Origin of the sequence: Mycobacterium sp. SA01 (assembly GCF_041287105.1) — a bacterium.
Classification (GTDB): domain Bacteria; phylum Actinomycetota; class Actinomycetes; order Mycobacteriales; family Mycobacteriaceae; genus Mycobacterium.
In genome coordinates this window covers 206,364-232,704 of the sequence record NZ_JBGGNO010000022.1, presented here as the reverse complement: position 1 = coordinate 232,704, position 26,341 = coordinate 206,364, and the positions used below count along the sequence as shown (strand labels likewise).

The window sequence follows — 26,341 nt, the reverse complement described above, 5'->3', positions numbered from 1 at the left end:
CCCCAGTATGCCGTAACTCGCGGATGTGTCGGGCTGGGTGTTCGGGCGTGGTCTACGCTGCGTAGTATTCGATGCGCGGAAAGTTCCCGCGACGACGAAAATGCGGTGTGGGCCCCAGTCCCCAGTATCAGGAGGCGCCAACGTGAAGACCCGCGGTTCCCGGTTCCGGGTGCTGGCGCTAGCCGTCACCTTTGGTGCGCTGGCGCTGACCCTCAGCGGGTGCAGCTGGCAAGAAGTGTTCGGTCTGGGCTGGCCCAAGGGCATCACCCCGGAGGCGCACACCAACCGCGACCTCTGGGTCTGGTCGGTCATCAGCGCCTTCGTCGTCGGCATCATCGTGTGGGGCCTGACCTTCTGGGCGATGGCATTCCATCGCAAGAAGAAGAACACCCCCGACGATGCGCCGCTGCCGCGCCAGTTCGGCTACAACATGCCGCTGGAGCTCGTGCTCACGGTCGTCCCGTTCCTGATCATCTCGGTGCTCTTCTACTTCACCGTCGTGGTGCAGGAGAAGATGATGCACCGCGACCCCAACCCTGAGGTCGTCGTCGACGTCACCGCCTTCCAGTGGAACTGGAAGTTCGGTTACCAGAAGGTCGACTTCAAGGACGGCACGCTCAACTACGAGGGTGCCGACCCGGCGCGCAAGGCCGCGATGGTCTCCAAGCCCGAGGGCGTCGACGAGCACGGCGAGGAGAAGGTCGGCGCGGTGCGCGGCCTCAACCCGCAGGACCGCAGCTACCTGAACTTCGACAAGGTCGAGACCGAGGGCACCAGCAACGAGATCCCGGTGCTCGTGCTGCCGGCCGGCAAGCGGATCGAGTTCCAGATCGCCTCGGCCGACGTCATCCACTCGTTCTGGGTGCCGGAGTTCCTGTTCAAGCGTGACGTCTTCCCGAACCCGGAAGCCAACCACACCGAGAACAAGTTCCAGATCTCCGAGATCACCGAGACCGGAGCGTTCGTCGGGCGCTGCGCCGAGATGTGCGGCACGTACCACTCGATGATGAACTTCGAGGTCAGGGTGGTCTCGCCCAATGACTTCAAGGCCTACCTGCAGCAACGCATCGCGGGCAAGACCAACGCCGAGGCGCTGCAGTCGATCAACCAGCCACCGTTGGCGACCACCACGCACCCGTTCGACACCCGTCGGGGGCAGCAAGTGATCCCGCAGGCGAGCAAGTAGGGGACCGCAGATGCATATTGAAGCCAGGCTCTTCGAAATCCTGACCGCGTTCTTCGTCCTCGCCGCTGTCGTCTACGGCACGCTGACCGCGATCTTCCAGTACGGCGGCATCGAGTGGGCCGGCACCACCGCGCTGGTGCTCACCGCGGGTCTGTCGCTGATCACCGGAACGTTCTTCCGGTTCGTCGCGCGCCGCCTCGACACCCGCCCAGAGGACTACGAGGACGCTGAAATCAGCGATGGCGCAGGGGAGTTGGGCTTCTATGCGCCGCACAGCTGGTGGCCGATCCTGATCGCGCTGGCCTTCTCGACCGCTGCTGTCGGCGCCGCGCTGTGGTTGCCGTGGCTGATCGCGGCCGGCGTCGTCTTCGTGATGGCCGCCGTGTGCGGTCTGGTGTTCGAGTACTACATCGGCCCCGAGAAGCACTGAGCCGACGCGAAGGTCACAATCGAGACATCACGTGGCTCTTCAGGCGCGCTGCGTCGTATCCGGCCCGGCGGTTGGGTAGGGTTTTGCCAGGGCAACGGGAGCCGTCGGCGCGCTGTGTGTCAATCCTTGGCCCGCGTGCCGCGGTGATGTAGTCGAAAGAGGACAGGCGAGCATGAGCGGGCCGAATCCGCCGGATGAGGAGTCGGGCGAGGTGGGTGAAACACCCACCGGTACAGGCTTTGAGGCCTACTCTGCGCCCGAGTCCGAGCAGTACACGGCAGGGCCATTCATCGCCCCGGATCCCGCGCTGTACGACTACGACAGCTACGAGGCGGCTACCGAATACGTCGAGGATCCGCAGCCGCCGCGGTGGCCGTGGGTCGTCGGCATCACCGCCATCGTCGCCGCCATCGCATTGGTGGTGTCGGTCTCGCTATTGGTGACCAGCACCGACACCAACAAGCTGGCGACCCCGGCGACGACGACGACCGTCAAGCCGCCCCCAGTCCAGGACGAGATCACCACCACCACGCCGCCACCGCCGCCGCCCCCGCCGAACACCACGGAGCCGCCGCCCCCGCCGCCCCCCGAGACGGTGACGGTGACATCGGAACCGCCGCCGCCACCCCCGCCACCACCACCCCCGCCAGCGACGACGGAGGCACCACCGCCCGTGACCACAACGACAGCGCCGCCGGCGCCGGCCACCACGTCGACACCGCCGCCCGGTCCGCGTCAGGTCACCTACTCGGTGACCGGCACCAAGGCCCCCGGTGACATCATCTCGGTGACCTACGTGGACGCCTCCGGCCGCCAGCGCACCCAGCGCAACGTCTACATTCCGTGGTCGCTGACCGTGACACCGATCTCGCAGTCCGACGTCGGCTCGGTACAGGCCTCCAGCCTGTTCCTGGTGAGCCGGCTGAACTGTTCGATCACCACCAGCGACGGCGTCGTGCTGTCGTCGAACCAAAACAACGCCGCGCAGACGAGTTGCTGATGACTACAGACACAGACACAGAAGACCGCCGCTCACCGGAGACCGTGGACCGGCTGCTGGTCGGGGTGTGCGGCGCGATCTGGCTGGTGCTGCTTGCGGTCACGGTGATCGCGATTGTGGCGCTGGTCGACATGAGTCGCGGCCATTCCGCGAACGCGGGCGGCTCCGAGACCCCCTGGCTGCTGTACAGCATCATCATCGTGTCGGCGGTGATCATCGTCGGTGCGATCCCGCTGCTGATCCGGGCCCGTCGTACCGCGCTGAATGATTCGCGCCTGACGCCGGAGCCGGCCAAGGCCGCACCACCACGGCCCACGTCCGCGCCGGCGGCCCCGGCACGCGGCACCGAGGCGCCCACCGAGAAGCTGAAGGTGTTCGGCTCGACCGTGGACCCCTACGAGCGGTACCAGCCGGACTTCGCCCAGTCGTCGGCGTCGCGACGGGCCGATCCGCTGATCCCGGCCACCGAATTGGACCGGCTGTGGCTGCGCTGCACGGTCATGCTGGCCGGCGCGATCGGCCTTGCGCTGGTCGGGGTGTCGACCGCGACGTACCTGATGGCGGTGGACAACGACACCGCGGCGTGGGTGGCACTCGGCCTTGCCGGGGTCATCACTATCGCGATGCCGGCGATCCCCGTGACGTATCTGCGGCAGCTGCACGGCGCGGTGGAAGAGGCTGTGCCGGCCTAGCTTTGCCGCGTTCGCCGGGATGAGGCGTGTGCACGCCCTCGTTGGCACGCCCTCGTTGGACACGCCCTCCTTGAGTGAGCGCTGAGGTCCCATGTGCGTGCGCTGGATGAGACGTGAACGCTCACTGAAACGAGAGAACCCCGGGCCCTGTGGACCCGGGGTTCTCTCGGTTGGAGCCTAGTGGTGGTGGCCGTTGCCACTTCCGTTGCCGTTGCCATTCCCGTTGCCGCCGTACTCGCTGTCCTGCCATTCGCGCAGGGCGGTGAGTGTGCGGTGCTCGGCGGCGTGTGCGGCCTCGTTGAGCGCCGCATCCTCGGACGCCGGATCGGCGGTGAGGAAGCTGCCGTGGCCGGTTCGGCCACCGGAGCCCAACTTGTTCATCCGCTTGGGCAGAGCCGCTCCCTGGTACTCCAGGGGGAGCGGGTGACCGTGCTCGTCGACCGGGCCGAGCGGCTGGTGCAGCTCGACGTAGGCACCGTGCGGCAGGCGCTTGAGGATGCCCGTCTCGATGCCGTGCTCCAGCACATCACGGTCGCTGCGCTGCAGGCCGACCGCCCAGCGGTAGGCGATGAAGAACACCAGCGGAGGCAGCACCAACGAACCGATGCGACCGATCCACGTCGTCGCGTTCAGCGAGATGTGGAACTTCAGCGCGATGATGTCGTTCATCGCGGCCAGCGTCCAGACCATGTACAGCGCGATGGCCATCGCACCGATCGCGGTCCGCGTCGGAGCGTCACGCGGGCGCTGCAGCAGGTTGTGGTGCGCGGTGTCCCCGGTGAACTTCTTCTCCAGGAACGGGTAAGCGATCAGCAGCCCGAACACCAGACCCATGACCAGCGCGACCCAGAACGCCGCCGGGATGGTGTGGTGGCCGAGGTAGAGCTCCCACGGCGGGAAGATACGGGCCAGGCCTTCGGTCCACATCATGTAGAAGTCGGGCTGGCTGCCTGCCGACACCTGAGACGGCTTGTAGGGGCCGAGCTGCCAGATCGGGTTGATCTGCAGCAGACCACCCATCAGGCCCAGGATGCCGACGGTCACCGCGAAGAACGCACCGGACTTCACCGCGAAGACCGGCATGACGCGCACGCCGACGACGTTCTTCTCGGTGCGGCCGGGGCCGGGGAACTGGGTGTGCTTCTGGAACCACACCAGCGCCAGGTGAACACCGATGAGCGCCAAGATGATTCCGGGGATCAGCAGGATGTGCAGTGCGTACATCCGGGGGAGCAGGGTGCCCACCGCGCTGCACTGGTAGCCCAGCCCACCGCAGGGGAAGTCACCGCCGAACAGCGCCCAGTGCAACCAGGTTCCGACGATCGGCACGCTCATCGTGATCGACGACAGCGCCGCACGAAGGCCGATGCCGGACAGCAGGTCGTCGGGCAGCGAGTAGCCGAAGTACCCCTCGAACATGGCCAGGATCAGCAGCAGCGACCCGATGACCCAGTTGGCCTCACGTGGCCTGCGGAACGCGCCGGTGAAGAAGATGCGCGCCAGGTGCACCATGATCGCCGCGGCGAACAGCAGCGCGGCCCAGTGGTGGATCTGGCGGACGAACAGGCCACCGCGCACCTCGAAGCTGATGTCGAGCGCCGAGGCGAACGCCTTCGACATCTCGACGCCGCGAAGCGGTTGGTACACACCCTGATACGTCACCTCGGCCATCGACGGGTCGAAGAACAGCGTCAGGTACACGCCGGTGAGCAGCAGCACGATGAAGCTGTACATCGCGATCTCACCCAGCAGGAACGACCAGTGGGTGGGAAAGACCTTGTTCAGCTGTCGTCGAACCGCGGCCGACGGGTGGTAACGGGAGTCGATGGCGTCGCCCTGCTTGGCCAGGGCATCGTTGAGTTTCGGACTCATGATGTGCGCTCCCAGAATGCGGGTCCGACGGGCTCGGCGAAGTCGCCGTTGGCGACCAGATACCCGTCCTTGTCAATGGTGATCGGCAACTGCGCCAATGCGCGCGCAGCCGGACCGAAGATCGGCCGTGCGAAATGCAGTGCGTCGAACTGCGATTGGTGGCACGGGCACAGGATGCGATAGGTCTGCTGTTCGTACAGCGAGGCCGGGCAGCCCAGGTGCGAACAGACCTTGGTGTAGGCGAACAGGTCGCCGAAGTTGAAGCTCTCCTGGCCTGCACGCTTGACGACCTTGGACATGTCGGCCGGCTTGATGCGGATCAGCATCACCGGATTGCGCACGCCCATCGCGATTTCGCTCAGTCGCTCGTGGCTTTCGACGGTGGTGCCGTCGCCGTCGCTCTCACGCCACGGGAACACCGTCTCCATGCCGCCGGCGTCGATGTCCTCGGGTCGCAACTTCACGAACGGCGACTCGCCCGGCAGGCCGGTGGCGCGCGCCAGGAAGATGGTCTCGCCGGTGAACCGCGGGGTCCATCCCGAGGTCCACAGCACCGCCTTCTTGCCTTCGGCGGTGGGAACCACCGGCTTCCACGGGTTCTTGATCAGACCGCCGATGAACGCCACCAGCGTGCCTGCGCCGAACGCGCCCATCCCGATCCCGAGCGACAGCCCAACCAGCTTGCGCCGCTTGATCGTCGATTCTTCGAGAGCGTCGGTGAGGTTGGCGACGACGGTCTTGCGCTGGATCAGCGGCGAGGCGCCGTCGTGGCGCTCCTGGACCGAGATCTCCTCGGGGATGAACTTCTTCTGGTAGAGCACCGCGCCGATGCCGATCGCCAGGATCGACATGCCGAAGGTCAACCCGTAGAGCGGGGTGGCCAGCTCGGACAGGGAGCGCTCGTTCGAGCCGTCCCACTGCCACGGCCAGAACAGGAAGACCAGCAGCAGCGCCAGACCGAACAGGCCGCCGAGCAGCAGCCAGATCGACACCAGACGCGCTGCGCGCTTCTCGGCCTTGGTGCCCTCGACCGGCCAGCGCGGGTCCTTGACGATGGTCTCGACGCCGTCCATCCGGCCGCCGAGTTCGACCAACTCCTCGCGCGACATCCCAGCGAGTTGCTCGTCGGTGGGCTGATTTACGTCACTCATGAAGATCTCGCTCCGATCCACAGCGCCGCGGCGATGACGGCGACCATGCCGATGATCCAGGCCGCCATGCCCTCAGATGAGGGGCCGAACCCGCCGAGGCCGTAGCCGCCGGGGTCCGGCGCGCGAGTCGCCATGCGCACGTAGGCGATGATGTCTTTCTTCTCCTCAGGAGAAAGCTGGCGGTCGCCGAATTTGGGCATGTTCTGCGGGCCGGTCAGCATCGCGGTGTAGATCTGGGCCGGGGTGGCCGGCTCGAGGTCGGGTGCGTACTTACCCGACGACAGGGCGCCGCCCTTGCCGGTGAAGTTGTGGCACGAGGCGCAGTTGAGCCGGAACAGGTCGCCGCCGCGGGCGACGTCGTTGCCGAGCAGCGAGTGGTCGGCGATCTGGCCGTTGGCGTCGCGGGGGACCAGCGGTCCGCCGCCGTTGGCCTGAACGTAGGCGCCGAGCGCGTCGATCTGGGCCTCGTCGAAGACCGGGTCCTTGCGCGGAGCCTGGGCTTCGCCGCGCATCGCCGGCATGCGGCCGGTCGACACCTGGAAGTACACCGCCGCCTCGCCGACGCCGATCAGGCTGGGGCCGCGGCCCTCGACGCCCTGGAGGTTGGCGCCGTGGCAGGTGACACACGAGGTGTCGAACAGCTGCTTGCCGGTGCGCAGCAGTGCGGACTGCGATTCGTCGGCCACCGCGACCTGCGGTGTGGGTGTCAGCGTGGCGGCCAGGCCACCCGCGACACCGAGCCCGACCAGCAGCAGTACTGCACCGGTCAGGCGGCGACGAAGCCGGCGACGCGACTTGTCACGCGTCGCCGAAGACTCCACCCGCGCCGATCTCTTGAGCATCGAACCCCTTCTCATCGGATGAAGTAGATCGTCGCGAACAGGGCGATCCACACGATGTCGACGAAGTGCCAGTAGTAGGACACGACGATCGCGGCAGTCGCCTGCGCAGGCGTGAACTTGCTCATCGTGGTCCGCAGCAGAAGCAGGACGAATGCGACGAGACCGCCGATCACGTGCAGGCCGTGGAAACCGGTCGCGAGGTAGAACACGCTGCCGTAGGAGCTGCCCGCGATGGTCGTGCCGTGAGTGACCAGGTGGTAGTACTCGTAGCCCTGTCCGAGGACGAAGAACAGTCCCATCAGGAAGGTGATCACGTACCAGCGGCGGAGCCCGTAGACGTCACCGCGCTCGGCCGCGAACACACCCATCTGGCAGGTGAACGACGATGCGATCAGCACCAGCGTCACCGGAACCGCCTGATACAGGTTCAGTTCGGTGGGCGGTGGCGGCCATACCCCGCCGGCCTGAGCACGGGCAGTGAAGTACATCGCGAACAGTCCAGCAAAGAACATCAGCTCACTGGAAAGCCATACGATGGTGCCAACACTGACCATATTCGGCCGGTTCAGCGAATGTACGCGCGATGTGATCGCAGTTCCCGAAGTGCCAACAGCGCTCGTCACAACAAGAAGTATGACGCTTTGTAGTTGTCGAGGTACAGCCAGGGGGCCAATTGGTCACATCTGTCTGAAAACTGACGTGTGGACATGCCCTGCGGCATGGGAACATCGGCCCGTGACTCACCCCCATTCCCCGCCCGGCGCAGGCTCGCCGGATACGTCATGGCCGCAGGTCCTGGACCGGTTGACGGCAAGCCTGGAACTCCAGCCGGGGCAGGCGAGTTGGGCGATGGACCAGATCATGAGCGGCGTCGCGACGCCGGCTCAGATCGCCGCCTTCGGCGTGTCGATGAAGATGAAGCGCCCGACCGCCGCCGAAGTACGTGAATTGGCCGACACCATGCTCGGCTACGCGCGCATGGTGCCCACCGACGAGATCGGCACCGACACCGTCGACATCGTGGGCACCGGTGGCGACCGCGCCAACACGGTGAACCTGTCGACGATGGCGGCGATCGTGGTTGCCGCCGCCGGGATCCCCGTCGTCAAGCACGGCAACCGGGCGGCGTCGTCCAAGAGTGGCGGCGCCGACATGCTCGAGGCCCTCGGGGTGCGCATCGACCTCGGTCCCGACGAGGTGGCCCGCTGCGTGGCCGAAGTCGGCATCGGGTTCTGCTTCGCGCCGGTCTTCCACCCGTCGTACAAATTCGCCGGGCCGCCGCGCCGCGAGATAGGTACCCCGACGGTCTTCAATCTGCTTGGGCCGCTGACCAATCCGGCCAGCCCGCGGGCCGGCCTGATCGGCTGCGCGTTCGGCGATCTGGCCGAGGTGATGGCCGGGGTGTTCGCCGCCCGCCGCAGCAGTGTGCTCGTGGTGCACGGCGACGACGGCCTGGACGAACTGACCACCACGACCACCAGCACGATCTGGCGGGTACAGGCCGGCACCATCGACAAGCTCACCTTCGACCCGATGGGATTCGGTTTCGCCCGGGCCCGCATCGAGGAGCTGGTCGGCGGCGAGGCCGAGGATAACGCCCAGGAAGCGCGCGAGGTGCTCGGTGGCGCCACGGGAGCCGTGCGCGATGCGGTGATCCTCAACGCGGCCGGGGCGATGGTCGCCCACGGCGGGCTATCCAGCCACGCCGAATGGCTGCCGTGCTGGGAGGACGGGCTGGCCCGCGCCGCGGAGGCGATCGACTCCGGGGCGGCCGAACAGCTCTTGGCGCGTTGGGTGCGGTTCAGCCAGCAGCTCTGAGTCCATCCGCTGCGCCTGTTCGGCGGCCAACCGTGCCGAGCGTGCGGCCGCGGCCCACTGCGCCCATGGTCCGGCAGAGGCCAGCGGTGACGTCAAACCCGTTGTGGCACTGACGATTCGGACGCCCGCGCTGTTGATCCAGCGGGCGATCAGGGCGGTCTCTTCGACCAGCGCGCCGCCCAGTGGCGCCGGCCGCGGGAGCACCACCTGCGCGCCTGCCCGGAGGGCATCGACCACGGGCATCGGGGGAACCCGACGCGGCGCGACGCCTGCCGCGGCGAGTTGCCCATGCCGGATCACCGCCAGCTGCCAGCCGCCCGCACCGTCCGGCGCGGCGGCGACGAGTTCTTCGACGGCACTGAGCGACCGCAGGCGTTGCCCCCGCCACAGCACGTCGACGGCCACGGCGACGTGGTCACGCAGCCGCGCCGCGCTTTCGTAGCGGGACTTCTGCGCCAGTGCGCCGACCTGGTCGACGGCCGCACCGAGCGCGGCGTTGTCCAGACCTTCGATCAGTGCGGCCGCCAGCTGCGGAGCCGCCGCATACTGCTCGGCGGTGATGCCGCGCGGCGCGGGACAGGGGGAAACCTCGCGCTCCGGACAGGATGGTCCGTGCTCGGCCGCGCGGCCGATACGGCTGGTACAGGTGCGCACACCGGTGAACCGGGCGATCAGGGCCGCGGTGTCGAGGGCGTCGGCCCGCGACCGGAACGGGCCGATCGCGCGGTCGTGTCGCGGCTCGCGGACCACCGAGAGACGCGGGAACGCCTCGTCGGTGAGCGTCACCCACCACCAGCGATGCGGAAAGCGGGACCGGCGGTTGTACGGCGGCGCATGCGCGGCCAGCAGCCGAAGCTCACGCACCCCGGCTTCCAGCGCGTGGGCGCATTCGACATGGTCGACCGCTGTCGCCAGCGCCACCATCTCCTTCATCCGGCCGCGTGGATCGGCGCCGTTGAAGTACTGGCCAACCCGGCGGCGCAGATCGGTGGCGGTGCCGACGTAGAGCACTTCGCGAGCCGGCCCGCGGAACAGGTACACCCCCGGACGGTGCGGCAGGGTGCGGGCCAAAACCCGTTTGCTCCGTTGGGCGTTCGAGATGTTGGGCAGATACCCGCGCAGATCGGTGTAGGTGTGCACGCCCTGATTGCCGACACGCTCGATCAGCGCGTGCAGCACGTCGACGGTGGCGCGGGCGTCATCGAGCGCCCGGTGGGTCGGCTTGGTGGCCGAGCCGACCAGCGCGGCCAGTGTGGACAGCCGCACGCTGGGCGCCTCCTCGCGGGTCAGCACGCGCCGGGCCAGCCGCACCGTGCACAGCACCGGCGGCCGGGGCCAGGGGATGCCGCACTGTTCGGCGGCGGACTTCAGGAAGCCGATGTCGAAGCCGGCGTTGTGGGCGACCAGCACGGCGCCACGGGCGAACTCGAGGAACATCGGCAGTACGGCGGCGATGGTCGGCGCGTCGTGGACCATCGCGGTGGTGATCCCGGTGAGCTGAACGATCTGCGGCGGGATGGACCGCTGCGGGTCCACCAGGGTGGCGAATTCGCCGAGCACCTCACCGCCGCGGACGCGGACCGCACCGATCTCGGTGATCGCGTCGCGGGAGCCGTCGGCCGATGCGGTGGCCCGGCCGCCGGTGGTCTCCAGGTCGACCACCACGAATGTGGTCTCCCGCAGCGAGACGTCGGCCGCGGGGTCGACGTCGGCGAAGCTCAGCTGCGCATCGATCGGTGTGGCCGGCACAGCACTTGACGGTAGGCAGACCCACCGACAACGGCGGTGTGCCACTCCGCGACCGATCGGCTTTCCGGTGGCGGGACGGGCGGACTTGTCGGTACCCGGCGATAGCGTGCGGCCAACTCGATAGAAGGAGTCCCGAGATGGGAATGGAGCCAGCCGAACCGGTCGTCATCGACTGCGACGACTGTGCGGTGCGCGGCCCTGGTTGTCGCGACTGTGTGGTGAGCGTATTGCTCGGTGTCCCGGAAACTTTGCTGGAAGACGAACGGGCGGCCCTCGACGTGCTTGCTGAGGCGGGCTTGGCGCCGAAGTTGCGGCTGGTGCCGATCCACCGCACCGGGGGGCGGGGGCTCGCCAGCTAGCGCCGAGGCCGCGTCCTGCTAGGTTGGTTGGCAGGTTGTGACTGGTGTGGCTTGGGTGGCTGAGAGTCTGCTGAATTTCCGCCCCACGTTTGGACAACGCCGATGCCATTTCGTAACCTGTTCGAGACCTAAGGCACTCGATGCATCAACGTCGACGGCACTTAAAGGAACGCAATTTTGAGCTCTGACCGCAGATACCTGACTAAACGCGTTCTCAAACGCCCTCTAGTTGGTGGAATTGCGGGCTTCATGGTGCTGTCCGCCGTTATCTCCGGCGCCTCGCACGCCGACCCCGCCGAAGACGGTGTGGCCAAGCTGAACGAACTGTCACGACAGGCAGAACAGCTCACCGAGTCGATGCATTCCGCTCAGCTCGATCTTGACAAGAAGCTGCAGGCGGAGAGCGTTGCGGAGAAGAAGCACACCGACGACCTCGCCGCAGCTGACAGCGCAAAGGCCCAGTTGGCCACCTACCAGGGTGCGGTCGATAAATTTGCTGCCGCGGTTTACATGGGTGGCCGCACCGACGGCCTCAATGCCATCCTGACCGCCGAGTCGCCGCAGGGCCTGATCGACAAGATGGCCGTGCAGCGAGTGATGGCCACCGAGATGGCCGCCCAGATGCAGAGCTACCGCCAGGTGAACGAGCAGCTGCGCCAGGCCGAGGCCGAGTCCGCCAAGTCGGCGGACGCGGCCAAGACGGCCGCCGAGCAGGCCGCCGCGGTCCGCGCCGACCTGCAGCGCAAGCAGTCTCAGCTGCAGGTGCAGATCTCGGTTGTGAAGTCGCGTTACCAGACGCTCACCCCGGAGCAGCGCACCGCGCTGGCCGCCCCCGGACCGGTGCCGCCGGCCGACATCCTGGCCGCTCCCGCGCCTGCGGGCCTGCCGCCGCTCAACGATGTGCCGCCGCCTGACGCCCTCCCGCCGGCACCGGACGCCCCGCCGCCGCCGGACGCCGCCCAGGTCACCCCGATGGCCGCCGTACCGACGCCCGGCGCCGGTGGCGAACAGGGCGCAGTCGCCGTGCAGGCGGCGCTGACCCGGATCGGTGACCCGTACGTCTGGGGTGGATCTGGTCCCAACCAGTTCGACTGCTCCGGTCTGGTGATGTGGGCCTTCCAGCAGGCCGGCATCTTCCTGCCGCACTCCAGCCAGGCGCTGGCCGCAGGTGGTCAGCCCGTCTCGATGGACCAGATGCAGCCCGGCGACGTCGTGAACTACTACTCCGACGCCTCGCACTCGGCGATCTACATCGGCGACGGAATGATGGTTCACGCCTCGACGTTCGGCCGGCCGGTGATGATCGCTCCGGTCAACAACGCCCCGATCTACAACGTCCGTCGCTACTGACGCACCCCGGCGGCGCGCGCTCGCGGCCGTCCTGGCCGTTGTTCTCATCACCGAATTGCTCGGTGGCTCGGCACTGGTAGCAGTGCCGTCGGCGACTCCGCCGTCGCCGCGCTCCGCAGTCCCCGCACCGTCGCCCCTGATCGTCGGCGACGGTCGCACCGTGCGACTGATCAGCCTCGGTGGAGACCGCACCGACGGCCTGCTCACCCGCATCGCCGGGGACATCGGTGCCGCCGTCGCCGCCGTCGAGAAGTTCTGGGGCACCGACTGGGATCGCGAGATCGTCATCATCGCCACCGGCTCGCAGCAGGAATTTCTCACCCAAGCCGGCCTGGATCCGCGCGGCCAGTGGCAGGACATCGCCGCGGTCTCGGTCGCCGACCAGGTCGATTTCGCGCACCATCGGGCCAGTGGGCAGCGCATGGTGTTCGCCCCGGGTGCCGTCGCGATGAACGATCAGTCGCTGCGAATCGTGTTGACCCACGAGCTGTTTCACCTCGCCGCTCGTGCCGACACCGTCCTGGACGCGCCCCGCTGGCTGGTCGAAGGGGTGGCCGACTTCGTCGCCCGGCCGCCCACGCCGCTACCGCCGGGTGCGGCCGCGGATACCGCGCTGCCCGCCGACGCCGATCTGGACGCCGCCGGTCCGCAGCGTGTCCACGGCTACGACCGGGCCTGGTGGTTCGCCCGGTTCGTGGCCGACACCTACGGCGTCGATGCCTTGCGAAGGCTCTACACCGAGGCGTGCGGGCCCGGCCACGGTGACTTCGCGACGGCCGTGCGTCGCGCGCTGAACACCGACACCACCGCGCTACGCGCCCGCTGGGCCCAGTGGTTGACCGGCTAGCGTGTACCGCGATGACGCGAGTCCTGCTGGTCACCAATGACTTTCCACCCCGTCGGGGCGGTATCCAGTCCTACTTGGAGCAGTTCGTCGGACGGCTTGCGGACAGCGGTGAACACCAGATCACCGTCTACGCCCCAGCGTGGAAAGACGCCCAGGCCTACGACCAGGCGGCCGGTTACCGCATCGTCCGCCACCCCGGCACGTTGATGCTGCCCGAGCCCGGGGTGGACCGCCGGATGCGCGAGCTGATCCGTGAGCACGACATCGACACGGTGTGGTTCGGGGCCGCCGCCCCCCTGGCGCTGCTCGCCGGCCGCGCCCGCGGCGCAGGCGCCCGCCGGGTGGTGGCCAGCACCCACGGCCACGAGGTGGGCTGGTCGATGCTGCCGATCGCGCGTTCCGCGCTGCGCCGCATCGGCGACACCACCGACGTCGTGACATTCGTCAGTCACTACACCCGCGGGCGGTTCGCCTCGGCGTTCGGGCCGAACGCCGCACTGGAACACCTGCCGCCCGGCGTCGATGCCGACCGCTTCCGTACAGACCCCGCAGCCCGGGCCGACCTGCGTTGCCGCTACGGCCTTGGCGAGCGGCCCACCGTGGTCTGCCTGTCGCGGCTGGTGCCGCGCAAAGGCCAGGACATGCTGATCAAGGCGCTGCCCGGTATCCGCCGCCGGGTGCCCGACGCCGCGCTGGTGATCGTCGGCAACGGCCCCTACGCCGACGACCTGCACAAGCTCGCCGCGCAGGTGGGCGTCACCGACGATGTGGTGTTCACCGGGGCGGTGCCCAGTGCCGAGCTGGCAGCCCACTACGCGATGGCTGACGTCTTTGCAATGCCCTGTCGCACAAGGGGTTCCGGGCTGGATGTGGAGGGTCTCGGCATCGTCTTCCTGGAGGCGTCGGCCGCGGGCGTGCCGGTGGTGGCCGGGAACTCCGGAGGTGCGCCCGAGACCGTGAAAGACGGCGAAACCGGACGGGTGGTGGACGGGCGTTCGGTCGAGGAGATCGCCGAGGCCGTCTCAGGCATCCTCGACGACCCCACCCTCGGTGCGCGGATGGGGGAGGCCGGCAGGCGATGGGTCGAGAAGGACTGGAACTGGGCGGCGCACACCGCGCGGCTTTCCGAACTCCTGCGCGTGGCCGACCACGCCGTGTGACGATGCTCAAGATGAGCCGAACCCGGGTCGCCGCGTTCGGTGCCGTTCTGGCCGCAGGTGCAGCCCTGGTCGGCCCGGTCGGCGCCGCGACGGCCGACGACTGCCCCGACGTCGAGGTGATCTTCGCCCGCGGCACCGGTGAGCCGCCCGGCCTCGGGCGGGTGGGGCAGGCCTTCGCCGACGCGCTCGCGCCCCGCCTGGGCGGGCGCAGCATGGGCACCTACGCGGTGAACTACCCGGCGAGCTTCAACTTCCTCGCCGCGGCGTCCGGCGCCGACGACGCGGCCGCCCGCATCGCGGATATGGGGGCGCGCTGCCCGCAGACCACCCTGGTGCTCGGTGGGTTCTCCCAAGGGGCGGCGGCGGTGTCGATGCTGGCCGGTGTCCCGCCGGTGGGGCAGCGGATCGGCAGCATCGGCTCGGCCCCACCGCTGCCGCCGGCCGCCGCCGGCCAGATCGCGGCCGTTGCGGTGTTCGGCAACCCGGGGGCCCGGTTCGGCTCCCCGCTGTCGAGCACCGGCCAGTTCGCCGGCCGCGCAATCGACATCTGCAGCGGCGGCGACCCGATCTGCTCGCCCGGCCTCGACCGTGCCGCCCACAGCAACTACGAGCTGCCGCCGTACCCCGACCAGGCGGCAGGCTTCGTGGCCGGCCTGCTCTGACGGGTATCCTCGCCGGTTTCCTGCTGTTTCGCCCGTGGGTGACCGCGGTGGCCGCCGGCGCGGCTGCACAGGCTCACCGGGGTCGCTACGTGCCGGTGCCCGGGCAGCCGTCGAACGCGTTGCCCGTCCACGTGGGATGAGCCTTCATGTTCTCGGCGCACCATGCGGCGCCGTCCTCGGTCGTGCTCTTCCACTCATAGGCCTGCTCGTCCTTGAGCGCCTGCTGCCCCTCTGGACTGGCTGCCGAGTTGCCGGGCTTGCCTGCTGTCGCGACGGCGGCGTTGCAGTTCAGGAACAGCAGCACCGTGTTGTTGGTCTGCTGGAAGTTGTCGCCCTTGACCCAGGGTGCCTTCTGCGAACGTGTCACGATGCACTGATCCGTCGGCAACTCCGAGCCAACCCGCCCGGCCACGACGGCCGTCAGGCCTGACCCGCTCAGTGCGCTGGCGGCATCGCCGTAGGTCTCGCCTGCGTAGCTGTCGGCCGACGCGACCGGGGACCCGACCATCGCCGTTGACACCATGATCGCGCCGGCGACAGCGGTCACACCGGCAGGAAGTTTGCTCACCATGTTCGTACCTTTACCTGCATCGGGCGCGCCGCGGGGCTACTTCGCATAGATCGCTCCGATCTCGTCGGCGAACTTTTCCGCAACCACATTGCGCTTGACCTTCAGCGTCGGGGTCAGTTCACCGGTCTGCACAGTGAAGTCCTCGGGCAGTATTCGGAACTTGCGGATCGATTCGGCATGGGAGACATGCTGATTCGCGTCCTTGACGGCCAACTCGATCTCGGCGATCAGATCCGGATCCGTCCGCAGATCACCCACCGAGGCGCCGGCGGCCTTGCCGTGCTGGGTCTTCCACCCCTCGAACGACTCAGGGTCGATGGCGATCAGGGCACCGATGAACGGCTGGTTGTCGCCGACGGCCATCGCCTGGCTGATCAGCGGATGGGCCCGCAGGGCGTCTTCGAGCACGGCAGGGGCGACGTTCTTGCCGCCCGCGGTGACAATGATCTCCTTCTTGCGGCCGGTGATCGACACGAAACCGTCGGCGTCGATGCTGGCCAGATCCCCGGTATGGAACCAGCCGTCGACGATCGCCTCGCCGGTCGCCTTCTCGTTGTGCCAGTAACCGTCGAACACGACGCCACCCTTGACCAGCAGCTCGCCGTCTTCGGCGAGCGCCATGCTGTTGCCCGGCACCAACTTTCCGACCGTGCCCACCTTGAGCTCACCGATGCGGTTCACCGTGATCGCCGCGCTGGTCTCGGTCAGTCCGTAGCCCTCGTAGATCGACAGGCCGGCGCCGCGATAGAAGTGGCCGAGCCGCTTGCCCAACGGCGCGCCGCCCGAGATCGCGGCGTGGCAGTCACCGCCAAGGGCGGCCCGCAGCTTGCTGTACACCAGTCGGTCGAAGACGGCGTGGCCGAGCTTCAGCAGCAGGTTGGGGCCATTGCCGGCCAGTGCCTCGCTGTAGGCGATCGCGGTCTTGGCGGCCAGCTCGAAAACGGCGCCCCGGCCGCTGTTGCGGGCATTCAATTCGGCTGTGTTGTAGACCTTTTCGAACACTCGGGGAACCGACACCACGATCGTCGGCTTGAAGGACTGCAGCATCGGCACGAGGTTCTTGATGTCGCTGGTGTAGCCGAGCGTCACCTTGTTGGCGAACGCGGTCATCGACAAGGCGCGCGCCAGCACATGCGCCAACGGCAAAAAGACCAGCAACCGCTCGTGCTGGCGCAGCAGAGTCGGGAAACATGTTGTGGTGCCGCGGGTTTCGAACAGCAGGTTGGCGTGCGTGAGCTGCACGCCCTTGGGTCGGCCGGTGGTGCCCGAGGTGTAGATCAATGTCGCCGGGTCGGCCGAACGCAGCGCCGCCAGCCGGCGTTCCAGCTCTGCGGGGTCCGCGCCGGCGGCGGCCTTGGCCAGCTCGTCGAGCGCGGTGGGTCCCGAGGACTCGATCCGCAGGGCCTTGCGAAGGTCCGGCAGCTCGTCCTGGAGCTCCTTGACCATCTGAGCGTGGGACTCGGTCTCGGTGAACACCAGCACCGCCCCGGAGTCCTGGAGCACCCAGCGGACCTGGTCGGTCGAGGACGTCTCGTAGATGGGCACCGTCACCCCGCCGACCGACAGGATCGCGTAATCGAGGATCACCCACTCGTAGCGGGTCGCCGACAGGATCGCCACCCGGTCGCCGGCCTGCACGCCCTCGGCGATCAATCCCAGCGCCGCCGAGCGGATCTGGGCGGCGACCTCGGCGCACGTCACGTCGGTCCAACCGCCCTCGACCTGCCGCTGCACAATCACGTAGCTCGGATCGGTGCGCTCGTGGTCGTACACCGAGCTGACGACATTGTCATGCTCTCCGACGGTGAACGACGCCGGAACGTTGTACTCACGCATGTCAACAGCGTAGTCACCGGCAGCCGGGCACCCTGCCCGTGGACCCGATATGTGAAGCTGTTGGCATGAACAGCATCCAGGTCGCCGACGAGACGTTTGTCGCGGCAGATCCGGCGGCGGTCGGGCGCGCGGTCGCGGACCGGGCGAGCTGGCGGCGGTGGTGGCCGGACCTGCGGCTCGAGGTCGTCGAGGACCGTGCCGACAAGGGCGTGCGATGGACGGTGACCGGCCCGCTGACCGGGACCATGGAGATCTGGCTGGAGCCGGTGCTCGACGGGGTGCTGCTGCATTACTTTCTGCACGCCGAGCCCTCGGGGGTCGCGGCCTGGCAGCTGGCCAAGATGAACCTCGCGAAGCTCACGCATCAGCGCCGGGTGGCCGGTAAACGGATGGCGTTCGAGGTGAAATCGACGCTGGAGGCGTCCCGCCCGGTGGGCGTCGCACCCGCCACCTGATATCAGGTCAGACCCTCGGGCGGGAGGGTACCTTTGTGGCCGAGGGAGCGGACCCTGTCGGGTCACGCAGCGCAAGCGATGGGAATTGGCAACAGTGGCTGACAAGACGGCGCAGACCATCTACATCGACGCGGACCCCCGCACCGTGATGGATGTCATCGCCGATATCGGGTCGTACCCGCAGTGGGTTTCCGAATACAAGGAGACCGAGGTCATCGAGTCCGACGACGCCGGTTACCCGCTGGTCGCGCGCCTGGTTCTGGACGCCGCCGTTCTGAAAGACACCATGGTGCTGGCTTACGAGTGGCCGGCCGACCGCAAGTCGGTGCGCTGGTCATTGGTTTCAAGCTCGCTCTTGCGCGCACTCGACGGCGCATACACGTTGCAACCCAAAGGTTCTGGAACCGATGTCACCTACGAGTTGTCGGTGGATCTGATGATCCCGATGATCGGCCTGCTCAAGCGCAAGGCCGAGCGCAGGCTGACCGACACCGCGCTCAAGGACCTGAAGAAATGGGTCGAGGGCTGAGTGACTGATCGGGCCCGGATCAGTTTCTTCGTCGGCAAAGGCGGCGTCGGCAAGTCGACGCTGGCCTCGGCGACGGCGGTCCGGGCGGCGCTGGCCGGGCAGCGGGTGCTGGCCGTGTCCACCGATCAGGCCCACTCGCTCGGCGATGTTCTCGGGGTGGTGGTCGCGCCGACCGGGTCCCGCGAGCCGGTGCGGATCCTCACCGAGGAGGACACCGACGACACCGCCGGCGGTCACCTCGACGCGCTGGCGCTGGACACCCTGGCCCTGCTCGCGGACAGATGGCGGGCCGTCGCGCCGGTGTTGGCCGCCAGATTTCCCGAGTCTGACATCAAAGACGTTGCCCCGGAAGAGCTTTCCGCTCTGCCTGGCATTCAGGAGGTATTAGGGCTGGCCGAGGTCGCCGCGCTGGCCGACTCCGGCCGGTGGGATTACGTCGTGGTCGACTGCGCCTCGACGGCCGATGCGATGCGGATGCTGACGCTGCCTGCCGCCTTCGCGATGTACATCGAGCGGGCGTGGCCACGGCATCGCCGGCTCAGCGCCGCCGTCGACGGCATGCACGCCGCGGCCACCGTCGCCGTGGTCGAGGGCATCAGTGGGGCCGTCGAAGGGTTGTCCGCCCTGCTCACCGATGCCGAACGGGTCAGTGCCCACCTGGTGCTCACCGCTGAGCGGGTGGTGGCCGCCGAGGCGGTCCGCACCCTGGGCTCGCTGGTGCTGATGGGTGTACAGGTCGCCGAATTGATCGTGAATCAGGTTCTTGTCCAAGATGATTCGTACGAGTACCGCAATCTTCCGGACCATCCGGCGTTCGGCTGGTACGCCGAGCGGATCTCCGAACAGCAATCGGTGCTCGACGAGCTCGCCGCCACCATCGGCGACGTTCAACTGGTGCTGGCCCCCCACCTGGCCGGTGAGCCGATCGGCCCCAAGGCGCTCGGCCAACTACTCGACAGCGTCCGGCGGCGGGACGGCTCCGCGCCGCCCGGGCCACTGAAGCCGGTGGTGGACCGCGAATCGGGCTCAGGGCTCGATGCCGTCTACCGGATGCGGCTAGAGTTGCCGCAAATCGATCCGGGCACGCTGACGCTGGGCCGGGTCGACGACGACCTGATCATCGGCGCCGCGGGGATGCGGCGCCGGGTACGACTGGCGTCGGTGCTGCGGCGGTGCATCGTGATGGATGCGGCCCTGCGCGGTACCGAGCTGACCGTGCGCTTTCGACCCAATCCGGAGGTGTGGCCCGCGTGAACGGCCAGCACCCCGACCTGGGGCCCGAACTGCGCGCCCTGGCCCAGGCGATCCTCGACCGGCTCGACCCGGCCGTGCGGGCCGGTGCCGCAATGGCATCCGGTGGCGGGCAGGGCAAGTGCCAGCAGGTGTGGTGCCCGGTGTGCGCGCTGGCAGCGCTGGTCAACGGCGAACAACATCCGCTGCTGACCGTGGTCGCCGAGCACAGCGTGGCGCTGGTGACGGTGATCCGGACGATCATCGCCGAGGACGGCACGAGCCCGCCCGATCCGGACCGCACACCCCCGGACCGGCCGGGCCCGGATTCGCCGGAGCGCCCCGGCAGCCGCTACCAACACATTCCGGTCAGCGTCGAGGACTGACGCTGGCCGCGCCCTGATGATCCGGTGAGAACCGGGTGCGACCTGTGGTCGGTGTCCGCGGACCTGGGTACAGTTGCACGAAAGCGTGCGGTGATCGGGAGGCTCCATGTGGTACTGGCTGTTCAAGTACATCTTCATGGGCCCGTTGCTGGCTCTGTTAGGTAGGCCGAAAGTCGAAGGGCTGGAACATCTTCCAGACAACGGCCCGGCAATCCTGGCCAGCAACCACCTGGCGGTGGCGGACAGTTTCTACCTCCCGCTGGTGGTCCGGCGACGGATCACGTTCCTGGCCAAGTCCGAATACTTCACCGGCACCGGCATCAAGGGCTGGTTCACCCGGTGGTTCTACACCGTGGCCGGCCAGGTCCCGATCGATCGCACCGACGCCGACGCCGCGCAGGCGGCGCTGACCACCGCCGAGCGACTGCTGTCGCAGGGCAAGCTGATGGGGATGTATCCGGAGGGCACCCGCTCCCCGGACGGCCGGCTGTACAAGGGCAAGACCGGACTGGCGCGCCTCGCGCTCGAGACGCAGGTCCCGGTGATTCCCGTCGCGATGATCGGAACCGACGTCGTGAACCCGCCGGGATCCAAGATGTGGCGCTTCGGCCGGGTGACGGTGCGCTTCGGCAAGCCGATGGACTTCTCCCGGTTCGACGGTCTGGCGGGCAACCGCTTCATCGAGCGGGCCGTCATCGACGAGGTCATGTACGAGCTGATGGAGCTGTCCGGTCAGGAGTACGTCGACATCTACGCCGCGACGTTGAAGAACAGCGAGGAACCCGGGGGCCCTAAGCAGGGTGGACCAGATCAGCCACCGGCGCGGATCCCGGAGTCCGCCGCAGGTTAGCGATCGGCGTGGTCACCGTCAGCCCCGCGACGATGATCACGGCCAAGGCCCACCAGACATAGGACATTCCGAGCAGCTGTCGCCACCACGACGCCGACTCCTCGTGATGCTGGGGCAGCAACTCCAGCGGAATCCACACCATCAACGCCACCCCGGCAGCGGTCACCACGCCGAGCGCTATGTTGCGCCGTCGGTAGGCGGCCACCGTCGCCGTGATCACGGTCGGCAACGCCCAGACCCAGTGATGTGACCACGAGACCGGCGAGACCATCAGCCCGAACAGGGCGACACACATCAGCGCCAGCGTCGGTTCGCCGGCGGCCAGCACCCGGCGGACCGCCCAGATGGTCAGGCCCAGGACGGCGAAGCAGGCCAGCGTCCAGAGGATGAAGTGGGTGCTCTTGTCCAGGCCCAGGCGGGCCAGTGCGCCCGCGATGTTCTGGTTGGTGTTGAGCGCCGCACTGCCGATCCGGTCGGTGTGGCGGATCGTGGTGGTCCAGTACTCCAGCGAATCGCGCCAGGCCAACGCACAGCCCAGCAGGCTGGCCGCGACGAACGTGCCGGCCGCGGTCAGCGCGGCGCGACCATCGCGGCGCAGCAGGAGATACAGCAGGAAGACCGCCGGGGTCAGCTTCAGCGCGATCGCCACCCCGAGCAGCATCCCGCGCGGCCAGGGAGTGCGGCGCGGCACGCAGTCGGCGATCACCAACGTCATCAGCACAACGTTGATCTGGCCGAACGCGAAGTTGGCGTCGATGGGTTCCAGATACATCACCGCCAGCGCCACGAGGCCCGCCGACAGCCAGGCCCGGCGCAGCCACGCCGGCTCCCGGGTCAGCGCCGAGGCCGGCCACACCGCCAGGCGGGTCAGCACGATCCAGGTGGACACCAGCAGCAGGACCAGCGTGATCACGGTGATGATCACGCTCGCCACCGACAGCGACACCCAGGCGAACGGACTGAACACGATGGCCGCCAGCGGGGGATAGGTGAACGGCAGACCGAGCCCGATCGTGGTGTGGAACGTCGCATCACCGGCGTAGAGGGACTGGCCGTGCAGCCACGCCTGGCCGCCCATCCGGTAGACCTCGATGTCGATCCGGTAGGGGATATGCCCGAACAGCAGCCAGCCGGCATAGACCAGGAGCGCGACGATCGCGACCTGCGTCACCCGCCACCCGGCGACCAACCAGGGCCGCGCCGAACTGCCCACGTCGCTACTCATCTCGCAAACCAGACTATCTCCGGCGCCGCGACGCGCCGGAGGTATCCCGGCCGTGCCGGGCCCATCGGCGCGTGTCGGCGCGTATCTTCACGTCCCGTGTCCTACCACCTGCACTTCGACGTCGTCGCTCCCGGGCGCGTGCCGTTGATGTGGTGTTTGATCGCGTTCATCCTCACGTTCTTCGTGACGCGCACGATCGTCCGCTACATCCGGCACAACGCCGGCAGCGACGCTCCCCGCAAATGGTGGCAGCCGCGCAACATCTCCGGCCACGGCGGCCTGCACATCCACCACGCGGTGTTCGGCATCATCCTGGTGATGATCTCCGGAGTCGCCATGGTGACGATGGCCACCGAGGGCGGGACCAGCGAGTTCACCGCTGCTGCAATCGTTTTCGGCATCGGCGCGGCACTGGTTCTCGACGAGTTCGCGCTCATCCTGCACCTGGAGGACGTCTACTGGGCCGAGGACGGCCGCGCCTCGGTGGACGCGGTGTTCGCCGCGATCGCCGTCGCCGGGCTGCTGATCATGGGTTTCAACCCGCTGTCGTTCTTCGACATCGGGATCTGGCGGGCCGACGATTCCGTCGGCGCGCGCACCCTGGTCGTCGTGCTCGCCGTGCTGACGCTCGCGCTGGCCGTCGTGGTGCTGCTCAAGGGCAAGGTGTGGACCGGCCTGATCGGGATGTTCATCACGCCGCTGCTGATCATCGGTGCGATCCGGCTGTCCCGGCCGCATGCGCCGTGGGCGCGCTGGCACTACCAGGACAAGCCCAGGAAGATGCACAAAGCCCTGGAGCGGGAACGCTACATGCGCCGCCCCGTCGTGCAGGCCAAGTTGTGGTTGCAGCACATCATCGCCGGTGAGCCGAGCTTCCCGGCCGACGCCGAGGTCGACGCCGAGCTCGACAAGGAGATTCACGCCGCGCCCGCGCCGCCGAACCGGGCCGAGGCGAAGGGATAGGGTGCGGCCGGTGCGGTACTTCTACGACACGGAGTTCATCGACAACGGTCGGATCATCGACCTGATCTCGATCGGCGTGGTGGCCGACGACGGACGCGAGTTCTACGCGATCTCCACCGAGTTCGACCCGGACTCCGCAGGCCGGTGGGTGCGCACCAACGTCTTGCCGAAGCTCCCGAGCCCGTCGTCGCAGCTGTGGCGCTCGCGCCGTCAGATCCGGGAGGGCCTGGAGGAGTTCCTGGGTATCGACGGCGACGAGCCGATCGAGCTGTGGGCCTGGGTGGCCGCCTACGACCACGTCGCGCTCTGTCAGCTGTGGGGGCCGATGACCAGCCTGCCGCCGCAGATCCCGCGGTTCACCCGCGAGCTGCGCCAGTTCTGGGAGGACCGCGGCAGCCCCCGGATGCCGCCGCGACCGCAGGACACCCACGACGCCCTGGTCGACGCCCGCCACAACCGGCGCCGGTATGTGCTGATGACCACCGGCGTCGACCTGGGTGCGACGCCGGTCAGCCGGTAAAAGGGGATGCGCGGCCCGGTTACCATGGACGGGTGAACTGGACCGTTGACGTACCGATCGAGCAGCTGCCGTCGCTCCCGCCGCTCCCGGCTGACCTGCGCGGACGGCTCGATGCGGCGCTGACGAAGCCGGCGCTGCAGCAGCCCAGCTGGGATCCCGAGCAGGCCGCCGCGATGCGTACCGTCCTCGAGAGCGTGCCGCCGGTCACCGTGCCGTCGGAGATCGAGAAGCTCAAGGCGCAGCTGGCCGACGTGGCCCTCGGCAAGGCGTTTCTGCTGCAGGGCGGCGACTGCGCCGAGACCTTCGTCGACAACACCGAGCCGCACATCCGCGCCAACATCCGCACCTTGCTGCAGATGGCCGTCGTGCTCACCTACGGCGCGAGCATGCCGGTGGTCAAGGTGGCCCGCATCGCCGGGCAGTACGCCAAGCCGCGCTCCTCGGACACCGACGCGCTGGGGCTGAAGTCCTACCGCGGTGACATGGTCAACGGTTTCGCCCCCGACGCCGCGGTGCGCCAACACGATCCGTCGCGGCTGGTCCGCGCCTACGCCAACGCCAGCGCCGCGATGAATCTGGTGCGGGCGCTGACGTCGTCGGGCTTGGCCTCGCTGCACGCGGTGCACGACTGGAACCGGGAGTTCGTCCGGACCTCGCCGGCGGGTGCCCGCTACGAGACGCTGGCCAGCGAGATCGATCGCGGCCTGCGCTTCATGACGGCCTGCGGCGTCAATGACCGCAACCTGGACACCGCCGAGATCTACGCCAGCCATGAGGCGCTGGTGCTGGACTACGAGCGCGCGATGCTGCGAATGGATGCCGACGCCGTCGGTGGGCCCAAGCTGTATGACCTGTCGGCGCACTACGTCTGGATCGGGGAGCGCACCCGCCAGCTCGACGGCGCCCACGTGGCGTTCGCCGAGGTGATCGCGAACCCGATCGGCGTCAAGATCGGCCCGACCACCTCACCGGAACTGGCGGTGGAGTACGTCGAGCGGCTCGACCCGAACAACGAGCCCGGCCGGCTCACGCTGGTCAGCCGGATGGGCAACGGCAAGGTGCGCGATGTGCTGCCGCAGATCATCGAGAAGGTGCAGGCGTCGGGCCATCACGTCATCTGGCAGTGCGACCCCATGCACGGCAACACCCACGAGTCCTCGACGGGCTACAAGACCCGCCACTTCGACCGCATCGTCGACGAGGTGCAGGGCTTCTTCGAGGTGCATCGCGCGCTGGGCACCCATCCCGGCGGCATGCACGTCGAGATCACCGGCGAGAACGTCACCGAGTGTCTCGGTGGCGCGCAGGACATCTCGGATTCGGATCTGGCCGGGCGCTACGAGACGGCGTGCGATCCACGACTGAACACCCAGCAGTCACTGGAGCTGGCGTTCCTGGTCGCGGAGATGCTGCGCGACTAGCCGATCAGGCCTTGCAGGTTGGTGCCGAGCGTCCAGCCGGCTGCGGCCATCCCGCCGGTCAGCAGCAGCACGATCAGAGTCCAGAACATCAGCGCCCGCCGGGCGCGCTGCCGTTCCCAGATGAATTCACCGATGTCGATACCGGCGAATTGGCTTGCGAGTTCCGGAGTCTCGTCGTCTGCGGCGTCCGGCTGCCAGTCCTGCGGGTCGCGAATGAGCTGCCGGGTGGGATTCTTGACGGCCGGTGGCGGCGCCAGCGGCGGCGGGGTCTGCGCAGGCACCGGTCGCGGGACCGGGTGGAAGTCGACGGTCGGTCGGCTGTGTAACGCGGTGGCCGCGGCGTGCTGAGCGGAGTTCTTGGGTGCAGGCACCCGGAACTTCGGCAGCGCCAACTCCACGGCGATCGCGTCCAGATCCTCGGCCATCTCCGCCGCGTCGGCGAACCGGGCCTCGGGGTCGCGAGCCGTTGCGCGCGCGATGAACTCGTCGAACTGGGGCGGCACCCCGCTGATCGCCGCACTCGGCGGCGGGACATCGTGGTCCATCCGCTGGTATGCCACAGTCAGCGGATTGTCACCGTTGAACGGCGTTGCGCCGGTGATCAATTCGTAAGCCAGCACACCGACGGCATAGACGTCGCTGCGGGCGTCGGCGGCTCCGGTGCTGACCTGCTCGGGGGACAGGTAGGCCGCCGTGCCCAGAATCACGCTGGTCGAGGTGATCCCGGCTTCGGCAACCGCACGAACCAACCCGAAGTCGACCAGCTTGACCTCGCCGTCGTCGGAGATCAGTACGTTCTCGGGTTTGACATCGCGGTGCACCAGTCCGGCGCGATGTGCGGTGGCCAGTCCGCCCAGCACCGGGCGCAGCACCGCCGCCGCCGCGTGCGGGGGCATCGGTCCGCGCTCGCGCAGTAACTCGCGCAGTGTGCCGCCCTCGATCAGCTCCATGACGAGGAAGGGGTGGCTGCCGTCCAGGCCCTGGTCGTAGACCGCGACCAGCCCGGGGTCCTTCAACCGGGCCACCGCGCGGGCTTCCCGCTGGAAGCGGGTGAGGAATTGGCTGTCTCCCGCGTACCGCGCGTCCATCACCTTCAACGCGACCGGACGGTCCAGACGTACATCCAGACCGCGGTACACCGTGGACATGCCGCCGGTGGCGATCTTGGCGTCGACGCGGTACCGGTCTTCCAGCAACACGCCGTTGAGGGGGTCCGACGTCACCGACACATGGTATG

The 26,341-nt window shown here is 68.2% G+C and carries 26 protein-coding genes and 1 pseudogene; 18 read left to right on the top strand and 9 right to left on the bottom strand.

Annotation, left to right across the window (positions count from 1 at the left end; translation table 11 throughout):
• The first annotated feature begins 100 nt into the window (after positions 1-100).
• From AB4879_RS27240 to AB4879_RS27225, 4 genes are all read left to right on the top strand, one after another.
• On the top strand, positions 101-1,186 hold the full coding sequence (locus AB4879_RS27240) for a cytochrome c oxidase subunit II (protein ID WP_370510060.1): 1,086 nt from the start codon (positions 101-103) through the stop codon (positions 1,184-1,186).
• A 10-nt stretch (positions 1,187-1,196) separates the two neighbouring features.
• Positions 1,197-1,616, top strand: coding sequence for a cytochrome c oxidase subunit 4 (locus tag AB4879_RS27235; protein ID WP_036344649.1), 420 nt, complete (start codon positions 1,197-1,199; stop codon positions 1,614-1,616).
• Between the two features lie 172 nt (positions 1,617-1,788).
• Positions 1,789-2,616, top strand: coding sequence for an MmpS family transport accessory protein (locus AB4879_RS27230; RefSeq protein WP_370510059.1), 828 nt, complete (start codon positions 1,789-1,791; stop codon positions 2,614-2,616).
• A complete protein-coding gene (locus AB4879_RS27225) occupies positions 2,616-3,308 on the top strand; it encodes a DUF2561 family protein (protein WP_370510058.1) in 693 nt (230 codons plus the stop codon). Before AB4879_RS27230 ends, AB4879_RS27225 begins: the two co-directional genes overlap by 1 nt.
• Positions 3,309-3,485: 177 nt before the next feature.
• Here the strand turns inward: AB4879_RS27225 and AB4879_RS27220 are convergent, their stop codons facing one another.
• The 4 genes from AB4879_RS27220 to AB4879_RS27205 are packed head-to-tail and all read right to left on the bottom strand — an operon-like array spanning position 3,486 to position 7,796.
• Positions 3,486-5,180: a cytochrome bc complex cytochrome b subunit gene (locus AB4879_RS27220; RefSeq protein ID WP_102805462.1), complete on the bottom strand. Its 1,695-nt coding sequence runs from the start codon at positions 5,178-5,180 to the stop codon at positions 3,486-3,488.
• On the bottom strand, positions 5,177-6,331 hold the full coding sequence (locus AB4879_RS27215) for a ubiquinol-cytochrome c reductase iron-sulfur subunit (protein WP_102805746.1): 1,155 nt from the start codon (positions 6,329-6,331) through the stop codon (positions 5,177-5,179). Before AB4879_RS27215 ends, AB4879_RS27220 begins: the two co-directional genes overlap by 4 nt.
• The gene (locus AB4879_RS27210; protein WP_370510057.1) at positions 6,328-7,173 is read right to left on the bottom strand and encodes a c-type cytochrome; all 846 of its coding nucleotides are present in this window, start codon (positions 7,171-7,173) and stop codon (positions 6,328-6,330) included. Before AB4879_RS27210 ends, AB4879_RS27215 begins: the two co-directional genes overlap by 4 nt.
• A gap of 11 nt (positions 7,174-7,184) precedes the next feature.
• Positions 7,185-7,796: a heme-copper oxidase subunit III gene (locus AB4879_RS27205; RefSeq protein ID WP_036344655.1), complete on the bottom strand. Its 612-nt coding sequence runs from the start codon at positions 7,794-7,796 to the stop codon at positions 7,185-7,187.
• Positions 7,797-7,908: 112 nt separating this feature from the next.
• Between AB4879_RS27205 and trpD the strand changes: the two genes are divergently transcribed.
• A complete protein-coding gene (gene trpD / locus AB4879_RS27200) occupies positions 7,909-8,991 on the top strand; it encodes an anthranilate phosphoribosyltransferase (protein WP_370510056.1) in 1,083 nt (360 codons plus the stop codon).
• Here the strand turns inward: trpD and AB4879_RS27195 are convergent.
• Positions 8,929-10,740: pseudogene (locus tag AB4879_RS27195) on the bottom strand (DEDD exonuclease domain-containing protein); the annotation flags it as partial. The gene trpD and the pseudogene AB4879_RS27195 sit on opposite strands and share 63 nt — an antisense overlap.
• Before the next feature lie 137 nt (positions 10,741-10,877).
• Between AB4879_RS27195 and AB4879_RS27190 the strand changes: the two are divergent.
• The 5 genes from AB4879_RS27190 to AB4879_RS27170 all read left to right on the top strand — a co-directional run bounded on the left by AB4879_RS27190 (position 10,878) and on the right by AB4879_RS27170 (position 15,118).
• A complete protein-coding gene (locus AB4879_RS27190; protein WP_370510055.1) occupies positions 10,878-11,099 on the top strand; it encodes a hypothetical protein in 222 nt (73 codons plus the stop codon).
• A 177-nt stretch (positions 11,100-11,276) separates the two neighbouring features.
• A complete protein-coding gene (gene ripC, locus AB4879_RS27185) occupies positions 11,277-12,449 on the top strand; it encodes a peptidoglycan hydrolase RipC (RefSeq protein ID WP_370510054.1) in 1,173 nt (390 codons plus the stop codon).
• Positions 12,450-12,522: 73 nt separating this feature from the next.
• Positions 12,523-13,296 (top strand): hypothetical protein, encoded by a 774-nt coding sequence (locus AB4879_RS27180; protein ID WP_370510241.1) that lies wholly within the window; start codon positions 12,523-12,525, stop codon positions 13,294-13,296.
• 11 nt (positions 13,297-13,307) lie between these two features.
• Entirely contained in the window at positions 13,308-14,456 is a 1,149-nt protein-coding gene (locus AB4879_RS27175; RefSeq protein WP_370510053.1) for a glycosyltransferase family 4 protein, read from the top strand.
• A gap of 11 nt (positions 14,457-14,467) precedes the next feature.
• A complete protein-coding gene (locus tag AB4879_RS27170) occupies positions 14,468-15,118 on the top strand; it encodes a cutinase family protein (protein WP_370510052.1) in 651 nt (216 codons plus the stop codon).
• 85 nt (positions 15,119-15,203) lie between these two features.
• Here AB4879_RS27170 and AB4879_RS27165 read toward each other — a convergent pair whose 3' ends face one another.
• Both AB4879_RS27165 and AB4879_RS27160 read right to left on the bottom strand, forming a co-directional pair.
• Positions 15,204-15,689, bottom strand: coding sequence for a hypothetical protein (locus AB4879_RS27165; RefSeq protein WP_199189749.1), 486 nt, complete (start codon positions 15,687-15,689; stop codon positions 15,204-15,206).
• 36 nt (positions 15,690-15,725) lie between these two features.
• Positions 15,726-17,525 carry a long-chain fatty acid--CoA ligase gene (locus AB4879_RS27160; RefSeq protein WP_370510051.1) on the bottom strand — a complete coding sequence of 600 codons (1,800 nt, stop codon included), beginning with the start codon at positions 17,523-17,525 and terminating at the stop codon, positions 15,726-15,728.
• Between the two features lie 65 nt (positions 17,526-17,590).
• Here AB4879_RS27160 and AB4879_RS27155 point away from each other — a divergent pair, with 65 nt between their 5' ends.
• From AB4879_RS27155 to AB4879_RS27135, 5 genes are all read left to right on the top strand, one after another.
• Positions 17,591-17,980: a polyketide cyclase / dehydrase and lipid transport gene (locus AB4879_RS27155; RefSeq protein ID WP_102805452.1), complete on the top strand. Its 390-nt coding sequence runs from the start codon at positions 17,591-17,593 to the stop codon at positions 17,978-17,980.
• Positions 17,981-18,074: 94 nt separating this feature from the next.
• Entirely contained in the window at positions 18,075-18,509 is a 435-nt protein-coding gene (locus AB4879_RS27150; RefSeq protein WP_083122818.1) for an SRPBCC family protein, read from the top strand.
• The gene (locus AB4879_RS27145) at positions 18,510-19,763 is read left to right on the top strand and encodes an ArsA family ATPase (protein ID WP_370510050.1); all 1,254 of its coding nucleotides are present in this window, start codon (positions 18,510-18,512) and stop codon (positions 19,761-19,763) included. It abuts the gene before it with no gap.
• Complete coding sequence (locus tag AB4879_RS27140) at positions 19,760-20,125, top strand: hypothetical protein (protein ID WP_370510049.1); 366 nt, start codon at positions 19,760-19,762, stop codon at positions 20,123-20,125. The genes AB4879_RS27145 and AB4879_RS27140 overlap by 4 nt, the downstream gene beginning before the upstream one ends.
• 106 nt (positions 20,126-20,231) lie before the next feature.
• Positions 20,232-20,975, top strand: coding sequence for a lysophospholipid acyltransferase family protein (locus tag AB4879_RS27135; RefSeq protein ID WP_370510048.1), 744 nt, complete (start codon positions 20,232-20,234; stop codon positions 20,973-20,975).
• On the opposite strand, the gene AB4879_RS27130 is transcribed toward AB4879_RS27135, so the two are convergent.
• Complete coding sequence (locus tag AB4879_RS27130) at positions 20,917-22,200, bottom strand: glycosyltransferase 87 family protein (protein WP_370510047.1); 1,284 nt, start codon at positions 22,198-22,200, stop codon at positions 20,917-20,919. The genes AB4879_RS27135 and AB4879_RS27130 overlap by 59 nt on opposite strands.
• A gap of 147 nt (positions 22,201-22,347) precedes the next feature.
• On the opposite strand from AB4879_RS27130, the gene AB4879_RS27125 reads away from it, so the two are divergent.
• The 3 genes from AB4879_RS27125 to AB4879_RS27115 are packed head-to-tail and all read left to right on the top strand — an operon-like array spanning position 22,348 to position 25,104.
• Positions 22,348-23,163, top strand: a complete 816-nt coding sequence (locus AB4879_RS27125; protein WP_370510240.1) for a hypothetical protein — start codon at positions 22,348-22,350, stop codon at positions 23,161-23,163.
• 10 nt (positions 23,164-23,173) lie between these two features.
• Positions 23,174-23,683: a polyadenylate-specific 3'-exoribonuclease AS gene (locus AB4879_RS27120; protein WP_083122835.1), complete on the top strand. Its 510-nt coding sequence runs from the start codon at positions 23,174-23,176 to the stop codon at positions 23,681-23,683.
• Between the two features lie 32 nt (positions 23,684-23,715).
• Entirely contained in the window at positions 23,716-25,104 is a 1,389-nt protein-coding gene (locus AB4879_RS27115; RefSeq protein WP_102805447.1) for a class II 3-deoxy-7-phosphoheptulonate synthase, read from the top strand.
• Here the strand turns inward: AB4879_RS27115 and AB4879_RS27110 are convergent.
• On the bottom strand, positions 25,101-26,333 hold the full coding sequence (locus AB4879_RS27110; RefSeq protein ID WP_370510046.1) for a protein kinase: 1,233 nt from the start codon (positions 26,331-26,333) through the stop codon (positions 25,101-25,103). The two genes, AB4879_RS27115 and AB4879_RS27110, sit on opposite strands and share 4 nt — an antisense overlap.
• Positions 26,334-26,341 lie beyond the last annotated feature (8 nt).

Coding starts and splice junctions, on each gene's coding strand:
- AB4879_RS27225 (WP_370510058.1), top strand. CDS start 2,616: ATGACTACAGACACAGACACAGAAGACCGCCGCTCACCGGAGACCGTG.
- AB4879_RS27155 (WP_102805452.1), top strand. CDS start 17,591: ATGAACAGCATCCAGGTCGCCGACGAGACGTTTGTCGCGGCAGATCCG.
- AB4879_RS27160 (WP_370510051.1), bottom strand. CDS start 17,525: ATGCGTGAGTACAACGTTCCGGCGTCGTTCACCGTCGGAGAGCATGAC.
- AB4879_RS27210 (WP_370510057.1), bottom strand. CDS start 7,173: ATGCTCAAGAGATCGGCGCGGGTGGAGTCTTCGGCGACGCGTGACAAG.
- AB4879_RS27125 (WP_370510240.1), top strand. CDS start 22,348: ATGTGGTGTTTGATCGCGTTCATCCTCACGTTCTTCGTGACGCGCACG.
- AB4879_RS27135 (WP_370510048.1), top strand. CDS start 20,232: ATGTGGTACTGGCTGTTCAAGTACATCTTCATGGGCCCGTTGCTGGCT.
- AB4879_RS27190 (WP_370510055.1), top strand. CDS start 10,878: ATGGGAATGGAGCCAGCCGAACCGGTCGTCATCGACTGCGACGACTGT.
- AB4879_RS27230 (WP_370510059.1), top strand. CDS start 1,789: ATGAGCGGGCCGAATCCGCCGGATGAGGAGTCGGGCGAGGTGGGTGAA.
- AB4879_RS27165 (WP_199189749.1), bottom strand. CDS start 15,689: ATGGTGAGCAAACTTCCTGCCGGTGTGACCGCTGTCGCCGGCGCGATC.
- AB4879_RS27235 (WP_036344649.1), top strand. CDS start 1,197: ATGCATATTGAAGCCAGGCTCTTCGAAATCCTGACCGCGTTCTTCGTC.
- AB4879_RS27220 (WP_102805462.1), bottom strand. CDS start 5,180: ATGAGTCCGAAACTCAACGATGCCCTGGCCAAGCAGGGCGACGCCATC.
- AB4879_RS27170 (WP_370510052.1), top strand. CDS start 14,468: ATGAGCCGAACCCGGGTCGCCGCGTTCGGTGCCGTTCTGGCCGCAGGT.
- AB4879_RS27175 (WP_370510053.1), top strand. CDS start 13,308: ATGACGCGAGTCCTGCTGGTCACCAATGACTTTCCACCCCGTCGGGGC.
- AB4879_RS27240 (WP_370510060.1), top strand. CDS start 101: ATGCGGTGTGGGCCCCAGTCCCCAGTATCAGGAGGCGCCAACGTGAAG.
- AB4879_RS27130 (WP_370510047.1), bottom strand. CDS start 22,200: ATGAGTAGCGACGTGGGCAGTTCGGCGCGGCCCTGGTTGGTCGCCGGG.
- AB4879_RS27215 (WP_102805746.1), bottom strand. CDS start 6,331: ATGAGTGACGTAAATCAGCCCACCGACGAGCAACTCGCTGGGATGTCG.